Genomic DNA, 22,743 nt, shown 5'->3' on the forward strand with positions numbered 1-22,743 from the left:
CGTAAATCCATCGCGCGACTCGCTTTCGTAAATTGAGCGGCGTATGATGTTATCTTATCAGATCGGCGAGCGACGTTCGATTGAACGAACGTGCCCGATCGGCAATTCGACGCGCCCTCGGTGAAAGGTCGGTTTTGCCACGAGGCATCCACTGTCTGATCGAACGTCGTCCGTTGCCAGAAAGACAGCAAGAAGATGAACGAAGCGGAACGCCAGCCGAAAGAGAGATTCCAAGCGGCGGCAGCAGCCGTGCTCGCGGCGACCGCCGCGTTCGCCGTCTCATACTTTTTCCGCGCGCAATTCAACGCCGCATTCCTTCCCGAAGTGAGCGCGCAACTCGGCATCGAGTTTTCGCCGCCGCGCATCACGCGCTTTCTCATCGAAACATTCGGCAAGGGAGCCAAAATCGGCGGCGTCGCCATTGCCTTTCTCGTCTATTTCGCTGCTGCCGCCGCGCTCGGCCTTTTCTTTGCGCGCACGCGCGACGTGCTCCCCGGCAAAAGCGCCATCGCGCGTGGTCTCGCCTTTTCGCTGCTGCCGATCACTTTCACCGCGCTATTTATCGGCGCCATCTTGTGGATCCAACCGCAAATCCTCTCCGGCTACCCGCTGCGTCCGACCATCATCTCGCTATTGCTCTTCAACTTGACCTTCAGCTTGGTGCTCAGCCTGCTGGCGGACATCTCCGCGCCTGAAGAAGGCGGAAGCCAAGTGGCCCATTCAATCGCCCGTCGCCAAACGCTCTTCGGTCTCAGCGTCGCAGCGATCACCATTGGTTTTACAGCGCTCGTCTTACGCGGGCTGTTCCGCTCGCTGGTCGCCGCAGTAGGGATCGTCAGCGGGCGATTGCCCTCGTTTCGCACGTCGAACGAGGAGTTCTACCAAGTCTCCAAGAACGCTTTCAACCCGGTGATCGACGCGCGCGAGTGGAAGCTCTCGATCCGCGGCAACGTCGAACGTCCGTTCTCTTTGACATACGATGAATTGCTTTCGTTTCCGATGGTCGAGCGCGATGTGACGCTCGAATGCGTGTCGAATGAAGTCGGCGGCAATCTCATCAGCAACGCGCGCTGGACCGGTGTGCCGCTCAAACTGCTTCTCGAACGCGCTGTGTTGCGCGACGGAAGCCGTGACTTGGCGCTGCGCGCCGCCGACGGCTACACAGATAGCATCCCCGTGCAATGGGCGCAACGCGACGAGACCATGCTCGCCGTCAAAATGAACGGCGAGACGCTCCCGCGCGATCATGGCTTTCCGGTACGTCTGCTCGTACCCGGCCTCTTCGGCATGGAGAACGTCAAATGGTTGACCGACATCGAAGTGGTCACCACAGATTTTCGCGGCTACTGGCAACAACGCGGCTGGGCCGATACGGCCGTGGTCAAAACCATGTCCAAATTCACCGTGCCGCGCGATGGTGAGATACTGCAAGCTGGACAGACCTACGAAGTCGGCGGAGTCGCCTTCAGCGGCAATCGCGGCATCAGTTTGGTCGAAGTCTTGATCGAACGAGCCGGTCACAATGCGCCCGGCGGAACATGGATCAAGGCGGAGCTTTTGCCTGAAGCTTCGCCGACGACGTGGACCATCTGGCGGTACCTTTGGACGCCGGAAAAGAGCGGCGAATACGTCCTCTCCGTGCGCGCTGTTGACGGCCAAGGCGCGCCACAAACGGCTGAAAGAGCCGATCCTTTTCCCGACGGCGCGTCGGGATACCACCGCATAAAAGTCAACGTCGCTTAAGTCGCAAGGCCGTTCATCCTCGTCAACTCAGCGCGCGGCAATTGTTCGTGCGCGCTGAATTCGACAGCACGTCGGGAGAAGACTTTTCGCCCCTCATTTTGCTAAACTTCCCGCTCCACGCCGCGAACTAAAGAAATATGGGGCAGACGATCTTGAACACCGAATTGACTGCGCTCGTGGCGCGCCGAAGCGGTCCGAACCTCGCCGACGAAATCGTGCGGCTCGAAAAGCTTCTGGCTGAGAGACGAAGCGAATTGGCGGCGCTGCAAGAAGCGATGCAGGAGTTCCGCGCGCTTTATACGCGCGTGGTCGGCAGCAAACTGGCCGAGCTGGCCGAGGTCGAGCGCGCCATTCGCGAGGCTGAGCGAAAACTCCTGGGCGAGAATGAAGATGAACCCGAACAGACGCAGGAGACCAAGGGCGAAGCTCCGGCAGCCGAGCGGAGACCGACGCTTCGTCGGTTGTTTTGGGCCGCCGCTAAGATGTTCCATCCGGACCATGCTGCGAACCCGCAAGATGCCCAACGCCGCCACGCGATCATGGCTGAAGCGAGTCGCGCCTATCGCGAAGGCGACATCGAAAGCCTCAACGTGCTGCTCAACGACGAAAACTTGCAATCCTACTGCGTCGCGTCGCGCAGACAGGACGAAGCGCGCGATCCCGCAACCATGCTGCTCGATCTCAAAGAGGAGTTGATCACCGTCGAATTCGGGATCAAGCGACTCAAACAAGACCCTCTCTATCGTGTCAAGCTGAAGGTCGAAGAGGCAGCAAAGCAAGGACGCGATGCGCTGGCCGAAATGGCCGACGATCTGTCTCGGCAGATCGCCAAAGCGCGCAGGCGCTTGTCGCATCTCGTCGCGTAGAATGCTGAGCGCACGTAGCGTCCTTGTTTCCGACTTCGCCGGCAGAAAGGATCGGAAAGGCAAACGGAGAGCTGATTCGGGCGCCGCAGTTACCACCAGATTCAAAGAAAGATTTAGGGGAGCCTCCTTCGTTTGAACGCGCCGCGAGCGCAGCGGCTTTCTGTTCCTTCGGTGTTGAGTCCGCGGTGAGCTCTTGGAAGAGGAAAGCGCCTCCTCCCTTTAGCGAAAGGCGAGGGCTTTCAGGAAGACCGTGAAATCGCGCCGAATGACCCTTTGGTCCTCGCGGCAAGTGGGCCTTTGTTGGTCACCACAAGATGCAGAGCACTGAGGGAAAGCGAAATTCCCTCGGCGTCATGATGACGCTTTCGCCCATTCATGTCCATTCGATCATGCGCCGTCGGTGGCAGTGTCCGTTGTGGGTTGAGCCCTTCGCTGTTGCGGACTGGATGCTCGCGCGTGCAACAGATCCGCGATCCTCTGTTCGTGCTTCGCCGTTTCGGTGGCGATGTCGTCGAGCAGTTCGACCGTCACCGGATCGGTCGATTTAAGCGAGAGGTTCCAATCGTCGTCGCCGCCGGTTTGCGATCGCCTTCGATCAAAACTTGCGGCCCATGACAGATCGCGGCGATCAACTTCCCTTGTTCGCAGGCGTGACGGACGAAGTTAACTGTCTTCGTGTTTGTACGCATGCGGTCGGGCGCCATGCCCCCTGGGATCACCACCGCCTCGAAATCTTCGGGCAATGCATCGGTCGTGGTGGCATCCGCCTCCATTGAGACTTTGTCATGCTTGCCCACATACTTCGTGTTCAGCTGAGACTCGAGAGCACGGTCACTTCCGCCCAGCCTCACGCAGCGCGCTGTACGGGATGAGGAACTCCACGTCCTCGACGCCGTTCTCAGTCAGAATAGATATGCTTTTGCTTGAACCACCCACGTTTATTCCTCCTTGATTGCAACTGCCTTCGAACCGTCCGCAAATAGTGCTTCTCATCTTTGCTGTAAGGCTGCGGGCAAAGTTCATGCCAAGAGCTGAAGCGCGCGACAAGAGCGGCGCGTTGCACTTCTTGCAACGCGAAGCGCGCGACCTTTTAAGTGTTGCGGTCCTGCCCTTCTGTGCGGCGCTTTGCTCGAAGCTTCAAGCGGCGGGACGCAGAAGCCCACGGAAGATGCCTTGAATGGTGACTTGCGAGGCGGGCAGGCGCAAAGGAGAGAGTTGGGAGTTAGCTGGACGAAGTTCGATCTCTTCGCCGTGTCGGTAGAACCTTTTGAGCGTCGCGCGGTCACCTTGAATAAGTGCGACGACGATCTCGCCGTTGTGCGCTTCCGTGCGGTTCTCAATGATTGCGATGTCGCCGTCACAGATGTGTTCGTCGATCATCGAATCGCCAACAACACGCAACGCATAGACGGTTTCGGGACGCGCGTGACCTAGAAGCGAACGCGGAACAGCAATGGTCTGCTCTTCGACGATGGCGTCGAGTGGCGCGCCCGCCGCGACGCGCCCGAGCAGAGGGATCTCGTACACGGCGCCATCGGGGGCCGTCACCACTTTCAGAACGAAGCTCCCGTTCTCCCGACGGCGCGAGATGAGACCACGCCGTTCGAGCGCATCGATGTGCTTAGCGATGGTCGCCTTGGAAGCGACGCCGAAATGGCGCGCAATTTGCGCATAGGTCGGCTCGTAGCCGTGTCTTTCGATGAACCCGATGATGTAATCGAGAATCTCTTTCTGCCGCCGCGTGCGTGGCCTCATTCCCTTTCCTCCCCAACGTCGCTGGCGGATTCTAGCCATTCACTGAACGAAGCGTCAAGAAGCTGGCGCCTTCGGCGTCGAGTCTCCGCCCCTTGCGCTCCCCCTTTTGCCTTCCTCCGACGCGCCGAACAACGCGACGTGGGGATCGAATCGGTCGCACCTTGCGCTCTCTTCTCTCGCTTTCTTCTAACGACGCCCTCGCACTCGCCAAGTTAGACGAAGGTCGAGGCTCCGTCCTGCCTTCGACGAACCGGAGCCTCGACGTGTTGGATCGGCTTTTAACGTCCGTTCACACAGCAAGCGCTGCCCGTGCTGCAGCAGGCGTTGCCTACCGTGCAGCACGAATTCGACGTCGTCTCGCTTCGCGTCGCAAACGCGAACGAAGAGAGCGCGAGCGCCGCAAACAGCGCAATAGCGGCTATTTGCTTCCTCATGCTGGCAACTCCTTTCCCTCAAGATCGAGCCACAAGGCGCTTCCACGGTCGGAAGAGGCGCGCTACACACCTACACCGGCTTGCTGCGCTCTTCAGGCCTGAAGATGGATGCACCTTGGCTCGTGTAGAGCGAAAACTTTGTCGGGATCGCGAACCAGCTTTGGCTCGCGTTTTAGATCAGTAGGCTGTGGTGGAGTATGTAACGAGGCGAGTGTCTGTTTGGGACGATGAGCGGAGGGTCAGACGCGTGCCTGTGTGGCAGCAGCGTGAGCGTTCGACACGGGATCGCAGCCGAAGCGATCTGATGCTCTGAGCCGATGCGCATCAACGGCGACGCAGGCAAACGCTCAGGACAGCCGATGCAAAAGGAGCACGGCGGAGCCGAATCTCGGTCGAATGGAGCGGTCGCTTGAGGCCGCTGGCCTTCTTGCGCTCTCTCCCCTGCGTGCGGCATCGTCAGCGGACAAGCCGCCTTTTCGGTCTCGACGGCGCAACAATCTGTCGTCGCGCCACCGCACAAAGCTAGCGCGGCGATGGCATTGCTCATTTGGCATGCGAGCAACGCGCAAGCGAGACCGAGTTGGGCGACCCAACGTCCCATTTCAAATTCAATTTAGCACCCTCCCAGCGCCGAACACAAGCTGTCGCCGCACACTGGAGAGCCACCATGGACCGCCGCTGTGCTACGGCTTTGCTTGCGGTTGACTGAAAGGAGCGAGCAATGCGACCATGAACCGCAAATGCGACGAGTCGGGCCGAGACCCAATTCATCGAGTTATGGAGATGAGGCAAATGGAGATCGACAAACGCAAGGTGAAAACGCAGGAAGAGACAGGCGAAGAGGCACCCATCGATCAGGTCGAGGAGCGCGTTGAAGCGGAAATGAAGCTCCTCGAAGGACGCGCCAAAGAGAGCGTCGCGCAGGGGTTGCAAGACGCCGAACTCGAACGCGAAGGGCGAAAACTACGTGAAGAGGCTGAACGCGCGCTGGAAGAACAACGCCATCGGGAAGAGTCATGAAGCCGCTTTCGGGTCAGGAGCGCTCCAAGACCTGCCTGGCGACCGGAACGCGCCGCCGGTCATTTGCCGTCTTTCAGAAAGGCTGATCCTCACCGGACGCTTTCCCTGGCCGCGCCCGTCGTGAGCGCACCGGAGAGATGCGATCCCAAGCGCACTCACATTTTCGCTCATTCGTCGCAAGCGCACGGGGAAAAGCGCGGCCTCTCAGTTAAACTCGCCAGTTGATCCACTGTGGGCGCTCGACGGCGACGAAGCAACGAAAGCGGTCATCCGTCGCAAGCGGATAAAAGAAGCGCCCACGTCGAGTCAATCAATTGCGCTCGCCCTCTTCTTTGCAAGCGCTTATAGAAAAGAGGGGGTGTGGGGGAGCTATAAAACCCATCCCCTTCAGGGGTGGGATAGATGGACTCCCCCACGTGCCCCGCAGGGGCACATAACAGGGTGGGAGGCAAGCGCGCTATACTGAGGCTCTGGACCTGCGAGTGTGGGGCGGTGCATGACCGGGACCTGAACGCGGCGAGAGAACATCCGGGCCGAAGGGATAAAACATATCCCCGTCGCGGTAGGGCATACCGAGACGCAAAACGCTTGGGGAGCCGCTGTAAGACCTGCGTATCGCGGGCAAGTGGCGACGAACCGTGAATCCCACGCGCTGCGCGCCGTGGGAGTGTCAAGGAGAACGCGCCTCGCCCCGGGCGGGCGTCTTCGCGCGGTGCTTCGCGAACGGCGACCAAGGTCGCGATCCCGGCGCCGTTCGTCAGCCTTCGCGCAAAGCTTGCTCGATGGCATCGCGCAGTTTTTGCGGGCCGCGTTGCGGATCGAACCCGACGAACTTCTTCAATAATCTCCCGTCCCGCGTGATGATGAAGGTTTGCGGAATGGAGCTGTAATCGCCCATGAGAGAGTAAGCGAAATCAGCATCGGCCCAACCGATCTTATAGTTGATCCCGAATTGGCTCGCGAAGGCACGTAGCTTCTGTTCGGTATCTCTTTCATCAACTGTTAAGCCGATCACCTCGACGCCCTGTGCGCGGTACTCGTTGCCCAGTGCGACCAGATGCGGAATTTCGTAACGGCACGGCGGACACCACGTGGCCCACAAGTCCAAGACGATGACTTTGCCGGCGTAATCCGCCAGCCGGATCATGCCACCGTCAAGTGCGCGCAATTCCGCCTGCATCAACGCTTCCGGCACGGCAGGTAGATTCGATGCCGCGCGCTTTGGTGCAACAACTGTAGGGGCTTCGCTCTTCGTCGGCTGCGATACGCAGGCGACAATCGTCAAGGCGAGAGTTGAAAGGATCAAAACAGCTTTGCGCAATTCTCTCTTCTCCACGGATCCACTTCCCCGCTTCGCCGACCCTCAATCCCAATCGACCCGATAGGTCGCAACGCTGGTTGGGGTCTCGAAACATCGCACCTTGTAAACCTGCACGCGCTCGTCGTTGATGCGCGCCGCGATGCGCTCCAGGATGTAGCGCGCAAGGTTCTCCGCCGAAGGGTTGAGGCGATCGAACGGGGGCAACTCGTTGATGTTGCGGTGGTCCAAGTACTGCACTACCTCATCGGCCGCCTCCTTCAACGCGCCGAAATCGACGAGCAGACCGATTTCGTCCAGTTCACGCCCGCGCGCGTAGATCTCGATCTTGTAGTTGTGGCCGTGCAGGTTTTCGCACTTGCCTTTGTAACCGCGCAATTGATGCGCGCTCGAAAAATTCCGCTCGATCATCACTTCGAAATATCCGTTCATCTCCGTTCACCCTTTGTTTCCGGATCTCGACCTACTACCCGCTCCCTCCTCAAGAAACATCTGCCTATTCCCTATTTTAATCAAAGCGGGCGCGCCCGTTATGCGAGCACTTCGCTCGCGGAGCAAAATGCGCGTCGGACTTCATCGAGATCGGAAGTCATGCGCATGGACGGAAGGCTGCGCAAAAAGACGCGCCCGTAGGGCTTGGTGCGCAAACGCGGATCGAGCACGGCCAATACGCCGTAATCGGTCGTGCTGCGAATTAGGCGTCCCAAACCTTGCTTCAGAGCGATCACCGCTTGCGGCACGCTGTAGTCGTAGAAACTCGATCCGCCCGCCTCGTCGATGGCGCGTTGACGCGCAGCGACCACCGGATCGGTCGGCACAGCGAAAGGCAGCTTATCGACGATGACGCAGGAAAGCTGGCGCCCGCGGACATCAACTCCTTGCCAGAAGCTCGCCGTCGCAAAGAGCACGGCGTTTGGCGTCTGTCTGAACCGGTCCAGCAATCTGCTCCGGCTCATGCTCCCTTGCACCAAACAGGGGTAAGGGACGCGCGCAGCGACTCGTTCGTAGAGCGCATTCATTCCGGCGATGCTGGTCGAGAGCACGAAAGCGCATCCTTGCGTGATCTCTAAAATACGGCAGATCTGCTCGGCAGCGCGTTCGGTCCAATCGGGAGCGCGCGGATCGGGCATCTGTGCTGGCAAGTAGAGCACGGCTTGCTTTCGGTAATCGAAATTTGATGGCGCGACCAATTCATCGGCCTCCTCGGGGAGTCCGAGTCGTTGACGTAGGTACTGGAAACTTCCCGCGCTGGTCAGCGTCGCCGACGTCAGCACCACCGTTTGAACGCGCTCGAAGAGCTTTTCAGCTAATAGGCCAGAGACGTCGATCGGCGAAGCGTGCAAGAAGGCGCCGCCGCCGCGCCGTTCCAACCAGTAGACAAAGGAACGATCATCGCTCTGGATGATGCACGAGAGGGCGAAACGGACCTGCCGCACGCGCCGCAACATATTCTCCACTTCCGGCGGTTGCTCCGCCATGGCATCGAGCGTCGTCTCCAAACGCTCGAGCGCGCCGTCGAGCGCAAGATAAGCTTCGCCAAGCGGAGTCGGTTCGGTCTCGCCCCTTCGGCCCACGCGCGCGAAATCTTCTCTGGTGATGGGCAAACGTCCGTCTTCGCCTCTTCCTTGAAATCCCATCCAAAAACGCTCGTTCATTGCGCCGAGGCGCGTGGCGATCCTGTTCAGCTCGCGGTTCAACTCGACGTCGGTGATGGGCAGCAGCGCGAGATCGTTGATCAGGTCAGCGATCTGATAGTTCGACACTTGCAGACCGAAATACTCGGCAGCCACGTCTTCGATCAAGTGGGCTTCGTCGAAGATGACCGCGCCGTAGTCGGGGATAACCCGACCGTATTCATCGCCGCGCAGTGCCAGATCGGCGAAGAAGAGATGGTGGTTGACGACGATGATGTCGGCATCCTGCGCTCGCTGGCGCATACGCGTGATGAAGCAAGCGTCGAACTCGGCGCATTTCTGACCGAGACAGATCTCGGAACGGGCGTCGATGTGCCGCCAGAAAGAGAGGCTCTCCGGAAGGTCGCTCAATTCGGCACGATCGCCGGTGGGCGAACCTTTGGCCCAACGGCGAATCACGTCGAAGTAGCTCAACTCTTCGAAACCTTCGAGCAGAGGCGAGTTCTCAGACCTTTTGAAACGATGCAGGCAAAGGTAATTGCTGCGCCCCTTCATGTAAGCGGCGTTGAACTTCTTCGGCAGCACGCGTTGCAAGAAGGGGATATCTTTCTCCATCAATTGGTCTTGGAGGGTCTTAGTTCCAGTCGAAACGACGACGCGCATCCCACGGCCCGTCGCGGCTGCAACAGCCGGCACAAGATAAGCGAGCGTTTTGCCCGTCCCCGTTCCGGCCTCGACGACCAAGTGGCGTCCTTCTTCAAAGGCGCGCAGCACCGCCCGCGCCATCTCCACTTGACCGGGGCGATATTCGTACTCCGGGTGCGCTTGCGCGATCAGCCCATCTGGTCCAAAGATCTCTTCCATGCAAAACCCGCTGGGAAGCTCGCGGCGCGAAACGTGCCTCGCCTTCAATCCATGCTCATCGCTTCCGCTTCAAGCGCGCGCTGCCGACGCAGGCGTCTCGGGTAGAGCGGAAAGCGTGCCGTTAGTTCGCGCACCTTCTCGCGCACGCGCCGCCGAACTTCTTCCGATTCCGGCTCGTGCAAAACTTCAGCGATCAAGCGCGCCACCGCGCGCATCTCTTCTTCACCCATGCCGCGCGTGGTTACGGCTGGCGTGCCCAATCTGATGCCGGAGGCGACAAAGGGCGAGTTGGCGTCGAATGGGATGGTGTTTTTGTTGACCGTGATGCCGGCTGCTTCGAGCGCTTTTTCCGCCGCTTTGCCCGTGATCCCGCGACCATTCATGAAGACATCGACGAGGATCAAGTGGTTGTCGGTGCCGCCAGAGACGAGTCTGAAGCCGCACGCTTGAAGCTCGTCAGCCAACGCTTTGGCGTTGCGGACGATCTGTCGCTGGTACTCTTTGAAATCGTCGCGCAATGCCTCGCCAAAAGCGACCGCTTTGGCGGCGATAATGTGCACGAGCGGCCCGCCCTGCACGCCGGGGAAGAGCTTTTTGTCGATCTCTTTGGCGTGCTCGGCGCGACATAGAATCAAGCCGCCGCGCGGACCGCGCAACGTTTTGTGCGTCGTCGTCGTGACGTAATCCGCGTGCGCGACCGGCGACGGGTGCAGCCCGGCAGCGACCAGTCCAGCGATGTGTGCGATGTCGGCCAGCAAGCGCGCGCCGACCGCCCGCGCGATTTCGCCGATGCGCGCAAAATCTATGGTGCGCGGGTAGGCCGAAGCGCCGCAGATGATCAGTTTCGGACGGTGTTCTTCGGCAAGGCGCTGCAATTCGTCGTAATCGATCTGCTCGGTTTCGCGCGAAACGCCGTACTCGACGATCTTGTAGCTGATGCCCGAGAAGTTTAATGGGTGACCGTGCGTCAAGTGGCCGCCATGTGAAAGGTTCATTCCGAGCACCGTGTCGCCGTAGTTAAGCGCCGCCAGATAGACGGCCATATTCGCCTGCGCGCCGCTGTGTGGTTGGACGTTGGCGTGGTCGGCCCCGAAAAGCGCCTTGGCGCGATCGATCGCTGCTTGCTCGACCACATCGACGAACTCGCAACCACCGTAGTAACGTTTCCCCGGGTAGCCTTCGGCATATTTATTCGTGAAGACCGACCCCATCGCCTCGAGCACGGCTTCGCTGACAAAGTTCTCCGATGCGATCAACTCCAGCCCTTCGGCCTGTCGTCGCACTTCATCGTCGATCGCCCGGCTGATGAGCGGATCAACCTCGGCAAGAGGAGCGTTTCTCCAGTTCATGGTCATTTCTCCAGTAGTCGGGCCGTCTGAACGGCGTTTCTCACTCAAGAAGCAGCCCGCAGGGCTTCGAGCTGGTGAATCTTCTGGATGCGTCGCGCGTGGCGCCCACCCTCGAATTGAGCGGCAAACCATGCGCGCACGATCCGCACGATCTCATCCGAAGCGGTGGTGCGCGCGCCGATCGCCAGCACGTTGGCGTCGTTGTGCGCGCGCGCTAAGCGCGCCGTCTGTTCGTTCCAAGCGACAGCTGCCCTGATGCCCGGCACTTTGTTGGCGGCAATCGCCATTCCCGTTCCCGAACCGCAAATTAGCAGCGCTTGCGCGCACTCGCCGCGCGCGACCAACAGCGCTGCGCGATGCGCAAAATCCGGGTAATCAACCGTCTCCGCGCAATGGGTTCCGACATCTTCGTAGACGATTCCGAGTTCGTCGAGCAAAGGCTTCAGTTCCTCTTTCGTCTTGAAACCAGCATGATCGCTCGCCAGCGCGATCTTCATCGGTGGTCCCCTGATGGCAAAGAATCGCCGACCGCTGAAGCTCAAATGGTACATCAGCCGTTGACGCGAAGCAATGCGAGACCATGCGACGGATTGCTAACGCACCTGATCTTGAGCGAAAATGAGCGGTCATTTTCCAATACGAACGAGAGCGATCGAAATGCGTTGGTCACACTACTTCGTTCCGACACTGCGCGAAGACCCGGCAGAGGCCGAGGTCGTCTCGCACAAACTCCTTCTGCGCGCCGGGATGGTGCGCCAGTTGGCCGCAGGCATCTACTCTTATCTGCCGCTCGCCTACCGCGTCATGCAGAAGATCATGACGATCATCCGCGAAGAAATGAATCGCATTGGCGGGCAAGAGTTCCTGCTGCCGGCCCTTAATCCGCGCGAGATATGGGAAGAATCGGGCCGCTGGACGGCGATGGGCGACAACATGTTTCGCCTGCGCGATCGCAAGGGAGCCGACCTTTGCCTCGGCATGACGCACGAAGAGGTCTTCACGGCGATCGCGCGCGACGAACTCCGCTCCTACCGTCAACTGCCGCAAATCTGGTACCAGATTCAAACCAAGTTCCGCGATGAACCGCGTCCGAAGTCCGGGTTGTTGCGCGTCCGGCAGTTCATCATGAAAGACTCCTATTCTTTCGACGTGGATCGCCAAGGACTGGACCGCGCTTACGAACTGCACCGCGAAGCCTATTGTCGCATCTTCGACCGTTGCGGTTTGACCTACACCATCGTCGAAGCGTCGTCGGGTGCGATGGGCGGTTCGGAATCGAGCGAGTTCATGGTCCGCACCGATGCTGGCGAGGATATGATCGCCGTCTGCGAGTCCTGCGGCTATGCAGCCAATCTGGAAAAGGCGACTTCGCGCATCGCGCCCGCGCAGGATGACGTCGGCCCAGCCGCGCCCGAGGAGTTCCCAACGCCCGGCGTGCGAACCATTGAGGACCTGACGACCTTTCCCGGCGGCGCGCCTGCTGACCGGCAGATCAAAACGCTCGTTTATGTGGCGAGCGCCGAAGGCGAGCCGCGTCCCGTGCTCGCGCTGTTGCGCGGCGACCACCAGTTGCACGAAACGAAACTCTCAGATGCGCTTGGCGGTGCGGCAATCCGTCCGGCTCATCCGGATGAGATACGCGAACTTTTGGGCGCAAGCGCTGGGAGCCTCGGCGGCGTGCGCGCCAAAGAGATCGCGCGCGAACGCGGCAAGAGCTTGCGCATCGTCGCCGATCTGGCTTTGCGCGGACGACGCAACATGACCACTGGAGCGAACCGCGACGATTTTCACTTGCGCGGCGTGGACATCGAGCGCGACATCCCGGTTGACCTGTGGGCCGATCTGCGCACCGTCAATTCGGGCGAAGGCTGCCCACGCTGCGATGGCGGCACGCTCGAAGTCTTCAAAGCGCTTGAGGTGGGACACATCTTCAAACTCGGCACCAAGTACTCGGCCTCGATGGGCGCAACCGTGCTCACCCCGGAAGGCAAAGAGGTCCCCATCGTCATGGGCAGTTACGGCATCGGCGTCGAGCGCGTGATGGCGGCGGCGATTGAACTGCACCATGATGCGGATGGCATCATCTGGCCCAAGGCGATCGCGCCTTTCGATGTGATCGTCACGATCACCAACATCAAAGAGGAGCCGCTACGCCGCGCGGGCGAAAAGCTCTACGAAGAGTTGCAAGGGGCTGGATTCGATGTGCTGCTCGACGACCGCGATGAACGCGCTGGCGTGAAATTCAAGGACGCCGATCTGATCGGCGTTCCCTATCGCATCACGGTCGGCAAGAAGATCGCTGAGGGCAGCATCGAGATCTTCGAGCGCCGAAGCAAACAGGCGCACACCGTGCCGCTTGAGGAAGCGATCGGCAAATTGCGCGCTCTGCGCGGATCATGATCTCTTCATCGCCGATTGCCGGGGCAGCACGTGATTATTTCGAATAAAGATGCGCCGATCATGAGTCCCATCGCCGGTTGATGAGGCTGGCGACAAATCCAGCGCCGAAGCCGTTGTCGATGTTCACCACCGTGACGTTGGACGCGCACGAATTAAGCATCCCGAGAAGCGCAGCGACTCCGCCAAGCGATGCGCCGTACCCGACGCTCGTCGGCACAGCGATCACCGGCACGCCCACGAGCCCGCCGACCACTGAGGGCAAAGCGCCTTCCATGCCCGCCACGACGATGATGGCGCGCGCGCGGCGCAACTTCTCGCGTTCGGCCAACACACGGTGAACCCCGGCAACGCCCACATCCCAGATCCGTTCGACGCGGTTGCCCATCGCTTCCGCGGTCAACGCTGCCTCTTCGGCTACCGGGATGTCGCTCGTGCCCGCCGTGATGACGGCGATCGTCCCTTGCCCACGATCCGTGCGGTCGCGCCAGATGCGTATCATGCGCGCCGCTTCGTGCCACTCAGCTTCGGTGCAAACGTTGCGCACTTCTCCGAAGGTCGCGCTATCGGTGCGCGTAACGAGCACGTTAGGCGCACGCCGGACCAATCGTTCGACGATCTCGACGATCTGCTGGCGCGTTTTGCCGATGCCAAGCACCACTTCCGGGAATCCCTGTCGCACTGCGCGCGCGTGATCCACGCGCGCATGGCCGATATCCTCGTACTGCCACTCTTCGATCAACCGCGCGGCCTCGGCAGCCGTCAATTCTCCGCGTCGGTGTCTTTCGAGGATCTTTTCGATCTCTTCTCTCCTCATGGCTGCGAGGGATTTTAACACCGATCTCGCGGCGCGCGCCTTTGTCGAACGGGCGAAAGAAGGTGCGCTTGCCTTTGACAGGCAGCGGGCGCGCATCGGAAACTTCACGCATGGAACTCACGGTCGCGATCACAGGCGCGTCGGGCGCAATCTACGGACACCGCACGCTGCTTCATCTGATCTCCAGCGGCGTCGTTGAAAAGATCAACCTGATCCTTTCCAACACGGCGATCACCGTGATCCGCGTCGAACTCGGCACTGACTTGCGCGATGCCGACGGACGCAAGATCAACCGGTGGCTCGACCTGCCGACCGATTCGCGCCTCGTTCAGCTTCACCGATTGGACAATCTGGCTGCACCACCATCTTCCGGCTCGCATCCGCAAGCAGGTATGATCATCGTCCCGTGTTCGATGGGAACGCTCGGGGCCATCGCTTCTGGCGCTGGAACCAACCTAATTCATCGCGCAGCAGACGTGACGCTCAAAGAGGGACGCACGCTGATCCTCGTCCCGCGCGAAGCGCCTTACAACGCCATTCATTTGGAGAACATGTTGAAGCTCGCACGCGCCGGGGCGCGCATCGTTCCGGCAAGTCCGGCTTTCTACCACCGCCCACAAACGATCGAAGACTTGGTCGATCACTTGGTCCATCGCTTGCTCGATCAGTTCGGCATCCCTCATAGCGCACGAACGAGGTGGGGCGGAGGCGAATGAACTGCGCTCGTGCCGCGCCGCAGAATCTAACGCCGCTCAGCCGAAAAGGCGGTAATTTCTCGCCGAATCGATGGCGACGGCGAGCCGCGTCAGCGCCGCGACTCTCAACGCGCAGCGATCCGCCGTGCCCGTCAGCGGTCAAGTCTCCGACAGGACCGGCGCGGAATCCGTATGTCGCCAGAGCGGCTCAAGGTCCAGCGCCGACTGGATCGCTAACAGAAACAGCAGGCCGCTCATGCTGGCTTAAACCCATTCCCAGCAGGGGGGCGCGCTGTCGCGGTATCGAAAGCAACGCGATGCTCATGTGGTCGGCCGCAGCTCAAAATTGCGGGGCCGTCCCGTCGCGTTTCTTGCTTTCCGACGATCGCCTTCGACGATTTCCATAACCCAAATTGAAGGGCGCGAAGCGCCGAATCGTTTCGACGTTGACGAGCGCCTCCGCCGATTCGCGCCTCTCAAATTGAAGGGCCGCCCCTTTTCAGAAGGCGGCCCCCGCTTCGAGCGTGATCTTCTCCTCGCCGAAAGACTCGCATCTTTTCAGCGATCAGGGTTTCGGAGTCTTCGGTTTCGGTTCCTCTTTCGGCGCCGGTTCGTCTTCTTCGATGATGCGGACTTTGCTCCTGAACCTCTCGAAGTCGGAATACTTCACGCGCATGCGCACGTGCACCGTCTGCCCGCTATCGAAGACCAGCTCATCATCGGCGTAGGTGTAGGTCGGGAACCAGTAGCGCCCGTCGATGTTCTCGCGGTAAGTTTCGAAGAGCGGGAAGCGTTGCTTCCCTTCGGGCACGCCTTTGCCGCGCGCCTTGACGATCTGCAGATCGCGATCGTCAACCCAAATGCGCCCTTGGAAAAAGCGTTCTTTGGACTTCTTCGGATCGGGCACGACCTTGGGAGCGACGTCGAAAACGTAAGTGTCTATCTCGTCGATCCTCTCTTTGCCCACATACCTGATGTCGTACTTGTCGATCTTGGAGGCTTCCAGCGCAAAAGGCTGAATCCCGCCGAGGTCCTCCAAGTCCTCGGGCGTAACGCTGATCTCCGTCAACGTCGGGACGGGGAAGAAGATGATCTTCTCATAGCGATTCCCCTGATCGTCGAAGACGAATTGCGAAACGCGATGGTATTCGCCCGTGATCTGTCCCCCCATGCCGATGGTCTGGATCACTGCATCGCGCTTGAAGCTGTATTGGTTGAGCGCCCGCCTGAACTCCGTCTCTTTGGCGGCAAAGGCGCGGATGATCGCTTCGATGTTCGGCGGCTTCTCCACGCTGCGCAGCCTATCCTGTTGCGCAAACGCCGTCGCCGCGCCGAACACCGCCACGAAAAGAAGGTGCCAGACCCGTTTGACCATAGCCTCTATGCCTGCCCTCGCATCGCCACTTGAGATGCCGCGGCACAGCTCTTCGTTTGCTTGATAGACGCTCGATTTCGGGGAGCGCCCCGCTCGCCAACGCCCCTTCAGGCGCTTGCGATGCGCGCGAAGTTGCGAAGCAGCTTCAAGCCCGTTTGTTGGCTCTTCTCCGGGTGAAACTGCACGCCGTAGATGTTCCCACGCGCGACTACCGAAGCGTAGCGCGCGCCGTACTCCGTCTCGCCAATGATATCAGTTTCGTCCGTCGCGTCGCAGTAATAGGAATGGACGAAATAGAAGAACGCGCCGTCTTCGATGTCGGCAAAAAGCGGGTGCCGCTGGCGTTGGTGGACTTGGTTCCATCCGACCTGCGGAACACGCAAAGTCCCATCGAAGCGCCGCACCTGCCCACGCAGCAATGAGAGACCTTCGACTGGCCCGAACTCTTCGGAAGATTCGAAGAGCAACTGCATGCCAACGCAGACGCCGAGAAGCGGCGTGCCGCGTGCGACGCGCTCGCGCACTAAATGATCGAACCCGCGTTCGCGCAAAGCCCGCATGCACGCGCCGAAAGCCCCGACGCCGGGCAGGACCAACTTTTCCGCCGCGCGCAAAACTTCCAGCTCGGCGCTCGTCTGCGCTCGACAGCCGGCGGCGAGGAAAGCCTTTTCCACCGAACGCAAATTTCCGACGCCGTAATCGATGATCGCTACCTCTATGGACATCGCCTTCCTCATTGAAGAAACGCGCTTCTACAGCACGCCTTTAGTGCTCAGCACGCCTTGCACGCGCGGATCCAGTTCGACGGCCTGACGAAGGGCTCGGGCCGCTGCTTTGAAGCAGGCTTCCAAAGCGTGATGCGCGTTGCGACCGCGCAACAGATCGATATGCAGATTGCAACGCGCTTCGTGTGCAAAGGAACGCCAAAAGTGTTCGCCCATCTCGACCGAAAAGTTTCCGATCGTCTGGCGCCGCACTCGCACGCGATAGATGAAATAGGCTCGGCCCGAAAGATCAACCACAGCACGGCAGAGCGCTTCATCCATTGGCACGGTCGCTTCGCCGTAGCGCGCGATGCCTCTTTTGTCGCCCAACGCCTGGGCGACAGCTTGACCGAGCACGATGCCGACATCTTCCACGGAATGGTGGTCATCAACGTGCAAGTCGCCACGACACTCGACTTCGAGATCGAATAGGGCGTGCCGCGCGAAAAGCTCAAGCATGTGATCGAAGAACCCGATGCCGGTTGAGGCCTTCGCGCGCCCCGTGCCGTCGAGCACGAGCGCGATACGCACATCCGTTTCGCGCGTCTGCCGCGTGACCGTGGCGGAACGAGGTTGCCGTTGTTCGTTCATCTTTCGATCTCCTTCTCGCCCTGCGCGAAGATCTCGCCCAACGCAACGACCAGACGTTCGTTCTCTTCGGGCGTGCCAACACTGATGCGAAAAGAACGCGCCAGCATCGGATAGTTGCTCACATCACGAATGAGTATGCCGCGCTGTAACAGCTCATTGTAAACGCGACGCGGCTCGATCTCCGATTCGACGAGGAGGAAGTTCGCCCGCGATGGCACGGGGCGTAGTCCTTTGATGCCGCGCAGCGCTTCGAAAAGACGAGCGCGCTGCTGCACGATCTGCTGGGCCAGCGGGCGAAGCTCCGCGTCGTACATCTCGAGCGCCACTTCTGCCGCGACCTGCGAAAAAGCGTTCAGGTTATACGGCAACACGGCCTTGCTGATCTCGCGCGCTAGCTCTGGCACAGCCAGCGCGTAGCCGACCCGCCATGCTGCCATCGCCATCGCCTTCGAGAATGTGCGAAAGACCACGAGGTTGGGATATTCGCGCGCGAGCGGAGCGAGCGTCTGCTCGGCGAACTCGAAATAGGCTTCGTCGATGATGACGAGTCCTCGCGTGCGCGCGAGCAACTGACGCGCGTCGTGTTCGCTCATGGCACAGCCCGTCGGGTTATTGGGCGAGCAGATGATCGTCACATCCGGGTCTTCCCGTTCAACCGCGTCGAGCATGGCCGATATGTCAAACGTCAAGTCAGCAGCGAGCGGCACGCTCACAACTTCGCTTTCGAGCACCGTAGCGATCTGTCGGTAAAGGGCAAAAGTCGGCTCGGCCAAGAGCACGCGTCGCCCCGGTCCGACCGTCACCAGCAACGTCGCTTGGATCAGCTCGTTCGAACCGTTGCCGATAACGATGCCATCTTCGCCCCACCCGACGAACTCCGCCAGTTTGCCTCGCAATTCGGTCGGCACGAAATCGGGATAGCGCGACCAAGCGCGCGCCTGAAACCTTTTCAACGCTTCGCGTTTGATCCTTTCCGGGGCATCGAACGGGTTCTCGTTCTGGTTGACCTTGATCGGCGCGCGCTCCGGACGCAGCGTGTAAGCGCGAAGCTCGCGTACGCTCGATTTGACCGCATCCAAAGCGGCGCACAGTTTGGGGTCGGAAGGCGCTTCCACTGCCGCAGGCGCTGCGCCTCGCTGGTCCAATCGAGCGAGAGCCGAACGCGCGTGCGCTTCCAATCCTTCGGCGCGCGCAAAAGCGACGATCAGCTGCGCCGTCCGATGCAGCTCCTCTGCCGAATACCGAAGCAAACTGGTCCGGCGCAAGAAATCATAGACGCCGAGCGCGGACGAAAAACGCGCCGAACCGCCTGTGGGCAAAACGTGGTTTGGACCCGCGAAATAGTCGCCGACGACTTCGGGCGTGTAAGCGCCCAAGAAGATCGCGCCAGCATGTTTGATCTTGGCGGCCAACGCTTCGGCCTCGCGCGCGATTATCTCCAGATGCTCCGGGGCCAGCTCGCTCGCCACGGCACAGGCTTCATCCAGATCATTGACTAAAATGATCGCGCCATAACGCTCAAGCGCCGCTTCGGCGACTGCGCGACGCGGCAAAGTCGCGCATTGGCGCGCCAACTCGCCGGTCACCGCCGTCGCCAACGATTCATGCGTCGTGATGAGAACGACGGCTGCCTCCTCGTCGTGCTCGGCCTGTGCGAGCAGATCGGCAGCCACCCAAGCAGCGTCGGCTGTTTCGTCGGCGATGATGACCACCTCGCTCGGACCGGCGATCGAATCGATCCCGACCGCACCGAAGACGTGCTTCTTCGCCGCCGCAACGTACTTATTGCCCGGCCCCGTGATCTTATCCACGCGCGGCACGCTCTCGGTCCCATAGGCGAGCGCGGCGATGGCTTGCGCGCCGCCCACTTTATAGACCTCTTCAACGTTGAGTTCGATCAACGCAGCGGCGACCGCCGGATTTTCGGCGAGCGTGTGCGGCGGCGTGGCGACCACGATTCGCTCAACGCCAGCGACCTGCGCCGGGATGACGTTCATCAAAACCGATGAGGGATAACCGGCTGTTCCACCCGGCACGTAGAGGCCAGCGCGTTCAATGGGACGCACGCGCTGGCCCAATCGCACGCCGTCCTTCATCATCTGCCAAGATCGCTCGCGTTGCCGTTCGTGGAAAACGCGTATTCGCCGAATGGCTTCGCGCATCGCTGAAATCACTGCGGGATCGACACGCGAAGCGGCCTCGCGCAGTTCTTCGGGGCACGCGCGCAAACCATCGGGCGCCAAACGCACGCCGTCGAAACGTTCCGTCAGTTCGAGCAAGGCCCGATCGCCGCGCTCGCGCACGTCGGCGACGATCCTCGCCACGGTCTCAACCAACGCATCGTCGAGCGCGACGTTGCGTCCAGCGATTCTCTTCAACTTCGCTCTTCGCTTCTCCGTCTCGTTCTTCCCAATCGTTTCGATCATCCTTTCGGCTCCATGGCGCGACCGAGCGCCGCGATCAGCGCGGACACCGCTTCGGCTTTGAGTTGATAGCTGGCGCGATTGACGACCAATCGCCCCGTTGATTCGGCGATCACCTCGACAACTTGCAAACCGTTCTCGGCAAGAGTGCGCCCCGTTTCGACTAGGTCCACAATGCAGTCGCTCAATCCGAGCACCGGCGCAAGTTCCACCGATCCGGCAAGCTCGATGATCTCTACGGGGATGCCCCGCCGCCCGAAGTGCGTCGCCGCAATGCGCGGATATTTCGTCGCCACGCGCAACATGCCGAGGTTGCGCACGACATCTTCGGGTCTGCTGGCAGCAACCACGATGCGACACCGACCGATGCCGAGATCGAGCGGCTGTAATACGTCGGCTTCTGCTTCGATTAAGACGTCGCGCCCGACGATGCCGCAGTCAGCGATGCCGTGTTCGACGTAAACGGGCACGTCAGCCGGTTTGATGAAGACGAAGCGATAGCGACCGCACCGATCCTCTACGGCTAAGCGCCGCGAACCGTTAGCTGCCTCATCCAGTTCGAGGCCGGCGCGCGTCAAAAGTCGCCGCGCTTCATCCTGCATGCGCCCTTTGGCGATGGCGATGGTCAACGCCGGTTCAGCAATGGCCGCTCTGCTTTTTGCTTGTCCGTCGCTCATCTTCCCATCACGCCCGTCGCCGCAAGTTCTCTTCGATCCTTGCATCTTCTTGGGTCACCCCTCGTTCGACTCCTCACCGAAATTCAACCGCTTAAGTTCAGCTTCACACGCCATGTGCCCGCTCGACGTCATCATTTCTTCGACCACGATCTGCGCGCCGGATTCTCTGGCACGAAGAGCTTTGCGAAAGAGCGCCGTCGGGTCTTGGTCGAAAACAGGAGTGGCTTGGCCCTCCGCGTTCGCCCCATTCCCCTTTCGCCAGATCACTTCAGTCAACGCATCGAGATCGAAGACGAAGCCGATGGCCGGCTCGTCGCGCCCGAAGTTTGCCGTCAGACCATCGTATCGTCCACCGCTCCCGACGCGCGCTCCAGCCCCGCGCAGGTAGATGCGGAAGATGAGTCCCGTGTAATAATCGAGTTCCGAAACGTCGCCGAGATCGATCTCAAAATGTTCCGCCATGCCGAGCGCTTCGACCGTCCGCCACAATTCTTCCAATTGGGCCAGCGCACGGCGTGAACGCTGGTTGCTTATCACGGCGCGCGCGCGCTCGAACATCTCGCTTTTGCCAGCAAGGCGGGTCAATTGTGCGAAAGCAGCGCTCTCTTTCGCCGATGCGTACGAAGCGAGAAATGATTCGAGTTCTGAGGCGTTGCGCGCATCGATCAACTGGCGGAACTGCTCGCGCGCCGACACATCGAGGTTCAGTTTCTCGGCGACGCCATTGAATATCTCAGCGTTGTTCAGCGTAATGCGGTACTGACCATCGAGACCCAGACGGCGCAACACCTCCGCCGCAATCAATAGGATTTCCATGTCGGCGACGATTCCACCGGTGCCGATCAGCTCGCAGCCGATCTGCGTCGTCTCTCGCCGCCATTCTGCGTGCGAACGCGAGCGCTGATGGAAGACCGCAGCGGCATAACAGAAGCGCAACGGCCTCGTGCGTTCGGCAAAGAGCGTCGCCGCCGCCCGTGCCACGCCCGAAGTGACGTCCGGTCGCAGCGCCAGCAACCGACCGTCGGCATCAGTGAAGCGAAAAGCGCGTTCTGCTTCGGTAGTACCCATGCCGCGCTCGAACAGGGCGTAGTAGTCAACGCTAGGAGTCGTGATCTCTTCGTAAGACCAACCGCGGAAGACCTCCATCGCCGTATCTTCGACCCACCGCCGCAAGCGAGCTTGTGCGCCGAAGTAGTATTTCATTCCGGTCGGGATTTTCGATAAAGGTTCGATCATCTTTACGTTCACCGCCAAGCACGACCTTTTTGGAACGACGGACGAGCGCCAGATGAGCCGATCGTCTTCTTCGTTCACCGCCGAGTTACGGGTGCCATCTTGCCTGCTCGTGAACGATTTGCTCGCCGCGCTTCCTCATCAGATACAAACTCCTCAACCAACCTCTGCGCACCGAACATTGACGCGCCTTCCTCTGATCCTTCGCCCCCACTATCTCAAGTGTCATGAACAAGCGATGAGCAAACGAAAAGCCCGCTGCTCGATCGGCGGCAGCGGGCTCGTCTTGACTCAAATCTTCACTCGAAACTTAAGCGCACAACCCTCACGCCGCCGAAGTTTTGCCGTTTCGGTGGTAATGATGCAGATGGCGGATAGAGAAGTCTGCGCTCATGATCTAGCGAGTGATTTTTAACCGACTGGAAGCTCAATGTGACGCTCCGCACGGGCTGAAAGCCCGGCGGCTTCTCAGGCAACGCTTTCCCCAACGGGAATGGTGAGCGCCTGACGGACCCGTCCGGCCCGACACAGCACGTTATTGTATGTGACACTCACGACAAAAGCAACCTCAGAGGGCTAAAGCCTCAGGACAAGCCCGCCTTATCCCCTTGGGCTAGAAGCCCATGGGCTTGCGGCGGGCTCAAGCTTGGTCAATCGGAAATATCAGGAAGTCCCCAAAGGGGTTCGGGTGCCAGAAAAAAAGGGGCTCTAGTCATCGAGTGCGACGAGTTGTGGTCTTTTGTCGGTAACAAGAACCACCGACAGTGGCTCTGGCTGGCCCAAGACCG

General features: G+C 60.2%; 20 protein-coding genes and 1 pseudogene. 7 read left to right on the forward strand and 14 right to left on the reverse strand.

From position 1 onward, the window contains the following. The first annotated feature begins 195 nt into the window (after positions 1 to 195). Complete coding sequence (locus C4334_RS03530) at positions 196 to 1,743, forward strand: molybdopterin-dependent oxidoreductase (RefSeq protein ID WP_352430702.1); 1,548 nt, start codon at positions 196 to 198, stop codon at positions 1,741 to 1,743. A 137-nt stretch (positions 1,744 to 1,880) separates the two neighbouring features. Next, positions 1,881 to 2,609, forward strand: coding sequence for a hypothetical protein (locus tag C4334_RS03535; RefSeq protein ID WP_352430703.1), 729 nt, complete (start codon positions 1,881 to 1,883; stop codon positions 2,607 to 2,609). Positions 2,610 to 3,136: 527 nt separating this feature from the next. On the opposite strand, the gene C4334_RS03540 is transcribed toward C4334_RS03535, so the two are convergent. Next, positions 3,137 to 3,382 (reverse strand): DJ-1/PfpI family protein, encoded by a 246-nt coding sequence (locus tag C4334_RS03540; RefSeq protein ID WP_352430704.1) that lies wholly within the window; start codon positions 3,380 to 3,382, stop codon positions 3,137 to 3,139. 364 nt (positions 3,383 to 3,746) lie between these two features. Further along, positions 3,747 to 4,364 (reverse strand): transcriptional repressor LexA, encoded by a 618-nt coding sequence (gene lexA / locus C4334_RS03545; protein ID WP_352430705.1) that lies wholly within the window; start codon positions 4,362 to 4,364, stop codon positions 3,747 to 3,749. A gap of 1,217 nt (positions 4,365 to 5,581) precedes the next feature. Between lexA and C4334_RS03550 the strand changes: the two genes are divergently transcribed. After that, entirely contained in the window at positions 5,582 to 5,818 is a 237-nt protein-coding gene (locus C4334_RS03550) for a hypothetical protein (RefSeq protein ID WP_352430706.1), read from the forward strand. A gap of 402 nt (positions 5,819 to 6,220) precedes the next feature. After that, the gene (locus C4334_RS14775; RefSeq protein ID WP_502943380.1) at positions 6,221 to 6,460 is read left to right on the forward strand and encodes a zinc ribbon domain-containing protein; all 240 of its coding nucleotides are present in this window, start codon (positions 6,221 to 6,223) and stop codon (positions 6,458 to 6,460) included. 115 nt (positions 6,461 to 6,575) lie between these two features. On the opposite strand, the gene C4334_RS03555 is transcribed toward C4334_RS14775, so the two are convergent. The 5 genes from C4334_RS03555 to rpiB form a co-directional block, all read right to left on the reverse strand. After that, positions 6,576 to 7,154: a TlpA family protein disulfide reductase gene (locus tag C4334_RS03555; RefSeq protein WP_352430707.1), complete on the reverse strand. Its 579-nt coding sequence runs from the start codon at positions 7,152 to 7,154 to the stop codon at positions 6,576 to 6,578. A 27-nt stretch (positions 7,155 to 7,181) separates the two neighbouring features. Next, positions 7,182 to 7,568 carry a 6-carboxytetrahydropterin synthase QueD gene (queD, locus tag C4334_RS03560; protein ID WP_352430708.1) on the reverse strand — a complete coding sequence of 129 codons (387 nt, stop codon included), beginning with the start codon at positions 7,566 to 7,568 and terminating at the stop codon, positions 7,182 to 7,184. A gap of 98 nt (positions 7,569 to 7,666) precedes the next feature. Beyond that, on the reverse strand, positions 7,667 to 9,634 hold the full coding sequence (yoaA, locus tag C4334_RS03565) for a DNA repair helicase YoaA (RefSeq protein ID WP_352430709.1): 1,968 nt from the start codon (positions 9,632 to 9,634) through the stop codon (positions 7,667 to 7,669). A 44-nt stretch (positions 9,635 to 9,678) separates the two neighbouring features. Further along, complete coding sequence (glyA, locus tag C4334_RS03570; RefSeq protein ID WP_352430710.1) at positions 9,679 to 10,983, reverse strand: serine hydroxymethyltransferase; 1,305 nt, start codon at positions 10,981 to 10,983, stop codon at positions 9,679 to 9,681. A 44-nt stretch (positions 10,984 to 11,027) separates the two neighbouring features. After that, a complete protein-coding gene (rpiB, locus tag C4334_RS03575; RefSeq protein ID WP_352430711.1) occupies positions 11,028 to 11,480 on the reverse strand; it encodes a ribose 5-phosphate isomerase B in 453 nt (150 codons plus the stop codon). A 160-nt stretch (positions 11,481 to 11,640) separates the two neighbouring features. Between rpiB and C4334_RS03580 the strand changes: the two genes are divergently transcribed. After that, complete coding sequence (locus tag C4334_RS03580; RefSeq protein WP_352430712.1) at positions 11,641 to 13,383, forward strand: proline--tRNA ligase; 1,743 nt, start codon at positions 11,641 to 11,643, stop codon at positions 13,381 to 13,383. A gap of 58 nt (positions 13,384 to 13,441) precedes the next feature. Here the strand turns inward: C4334_RS03580 and larB are convergent, their stop codons facing one another. Continuing rightward, entirely contained in the window at positions 13,442 to 14,197 is a 756-nt protein-coding gene (gene larB, locus C4334_RS03585; protein ID WP_352430713.1) for a nickel pincer cofactor biosynthesis protein LarB, read from the reverse strand. Between the two features lie 110 nt (positions 14,198 to 14,307). Between larB and C4334_RS03590 the strand changes: the two genes are divergently transcribed. After that, on the forward strand, positions 14,308 to 14,913 hold the full coding sequence (locus C4334_RS03590; RefSeq protein ID WP_352430714.1) for a UbiX family flavin prenyltransferase: 606 nt from the start codon (positions 14,308 to 14,310) through the stop codon (positions 14,911 to 14,913). 544 nt (positions 14,914 to 15,457) lie between these two features. On the opposite strand, the gene C4334_RS03595 is transcribed toward C4334_RS03590, so the two are convergent. The 6 genes from C4334_RS03595 to hisZ all read right to left on the reverse strand — a co-directional run bounded on the left by C4334_RS03595 (position 15,458) and on the right by hisZ (position 21,958). Beyond that, positions 15,458 to 16,267, reverse strand: a complete 810-nt coding sequence (locus C4334_RS03595; RefSeq protein WP_352430715.1) for a hypothetical protein — start codon at positions 16,265 to 16,267, stop codon at positions 15,458 to 15,460. A gap of 107 nt (positions 16,268 to 16,374) precedes the next feature. Further along, positions 16,375 to 16,992 (reverse strand): imidazole glycerol phosphate synthase subunit HisH, encoded by a 618-nt coding sequence (hisH, locus tag C4334_RS03600; RefSeq protein WP_352430716.1) that lies wholly within the window; start codon positions 16,990 to 16,992, stop codon positions 16,375 to 16,377. Positions 16,993 to 17,019: 27 nt separating this feature from the next. Next, entirely contained in the window at positions 17,020 to 17,622 is a 603-nt protein-coding gene (gene hisB, locus C4334_RS03605) for an imidazoleglycerol-phosphate dehydratase HisB (protein ID WP_352430717.1), read from the reverse strand. After that, positions 17,619 to 20,048 carry a histidinol dehydrogenase gene (gene hisD, locus C4334_RS03610; RefSeq protein WP_352430718.1) on the reverse strand — a complete coding sequence of 810 codons (2,430 nt, stop codon included), beginning with the start codon at positions 20,046 to 20,048 and terminating at the stop codon, positions 17,619 to 17,621. The genes hisB and hisD overlap by 4 nt, the downstream gene beginning before the upstream one ends. Then, on the reverse strand, positions 20,045 to 20,767 hold the full coding sequence (hisG, locus tag C4334_RS03615; protein ID WP_352430719.1) for an ATP phosphoribosyltransferase: 723 nt from the start codon (positions 20,765 to 20,767) through the stop codon (positions 20,045 to 20,047). Before hisG ends, hisD begins: the two co-directional genes overlap by 4 nt. Before the next feature lie 9 nt (positions 20,768 to 20,776). Further along, complete coding sequence (gene hisZ, locus C4334_RS03620) at positions 20,777 to 21,958, reverse strand: ATP phosphoribosyltransferase regulatory subunit (RefSeq protein WP_352430720.1); 1,182 nt, start codon at positions 21,956 to 21,958, stop codon at positions 20,777 to 20,779. A 646-nt stretch (positions 21,959 to 22,604) separates the two neighbouring features. Here hisZ and C4334_RS03625 point away from each other — a divergent pair. Further along, positions 22,605 to 22,743 (forward strand): annotated as a pseudogene (locus tag C4334_RS03625) (IS1 family transposase); the annotation flags it as partial.

This window comes from Pyrinomonas sp. (genome assembly GCF_040289685.1).
In the GTDB taxonomy this organism is placed as follows: domain Bacteria; phylum Acidobacteriota; class Blastocatellia; order Pyrinomonadales; family Pyrinomonadaceae; genus Pyrinomonas.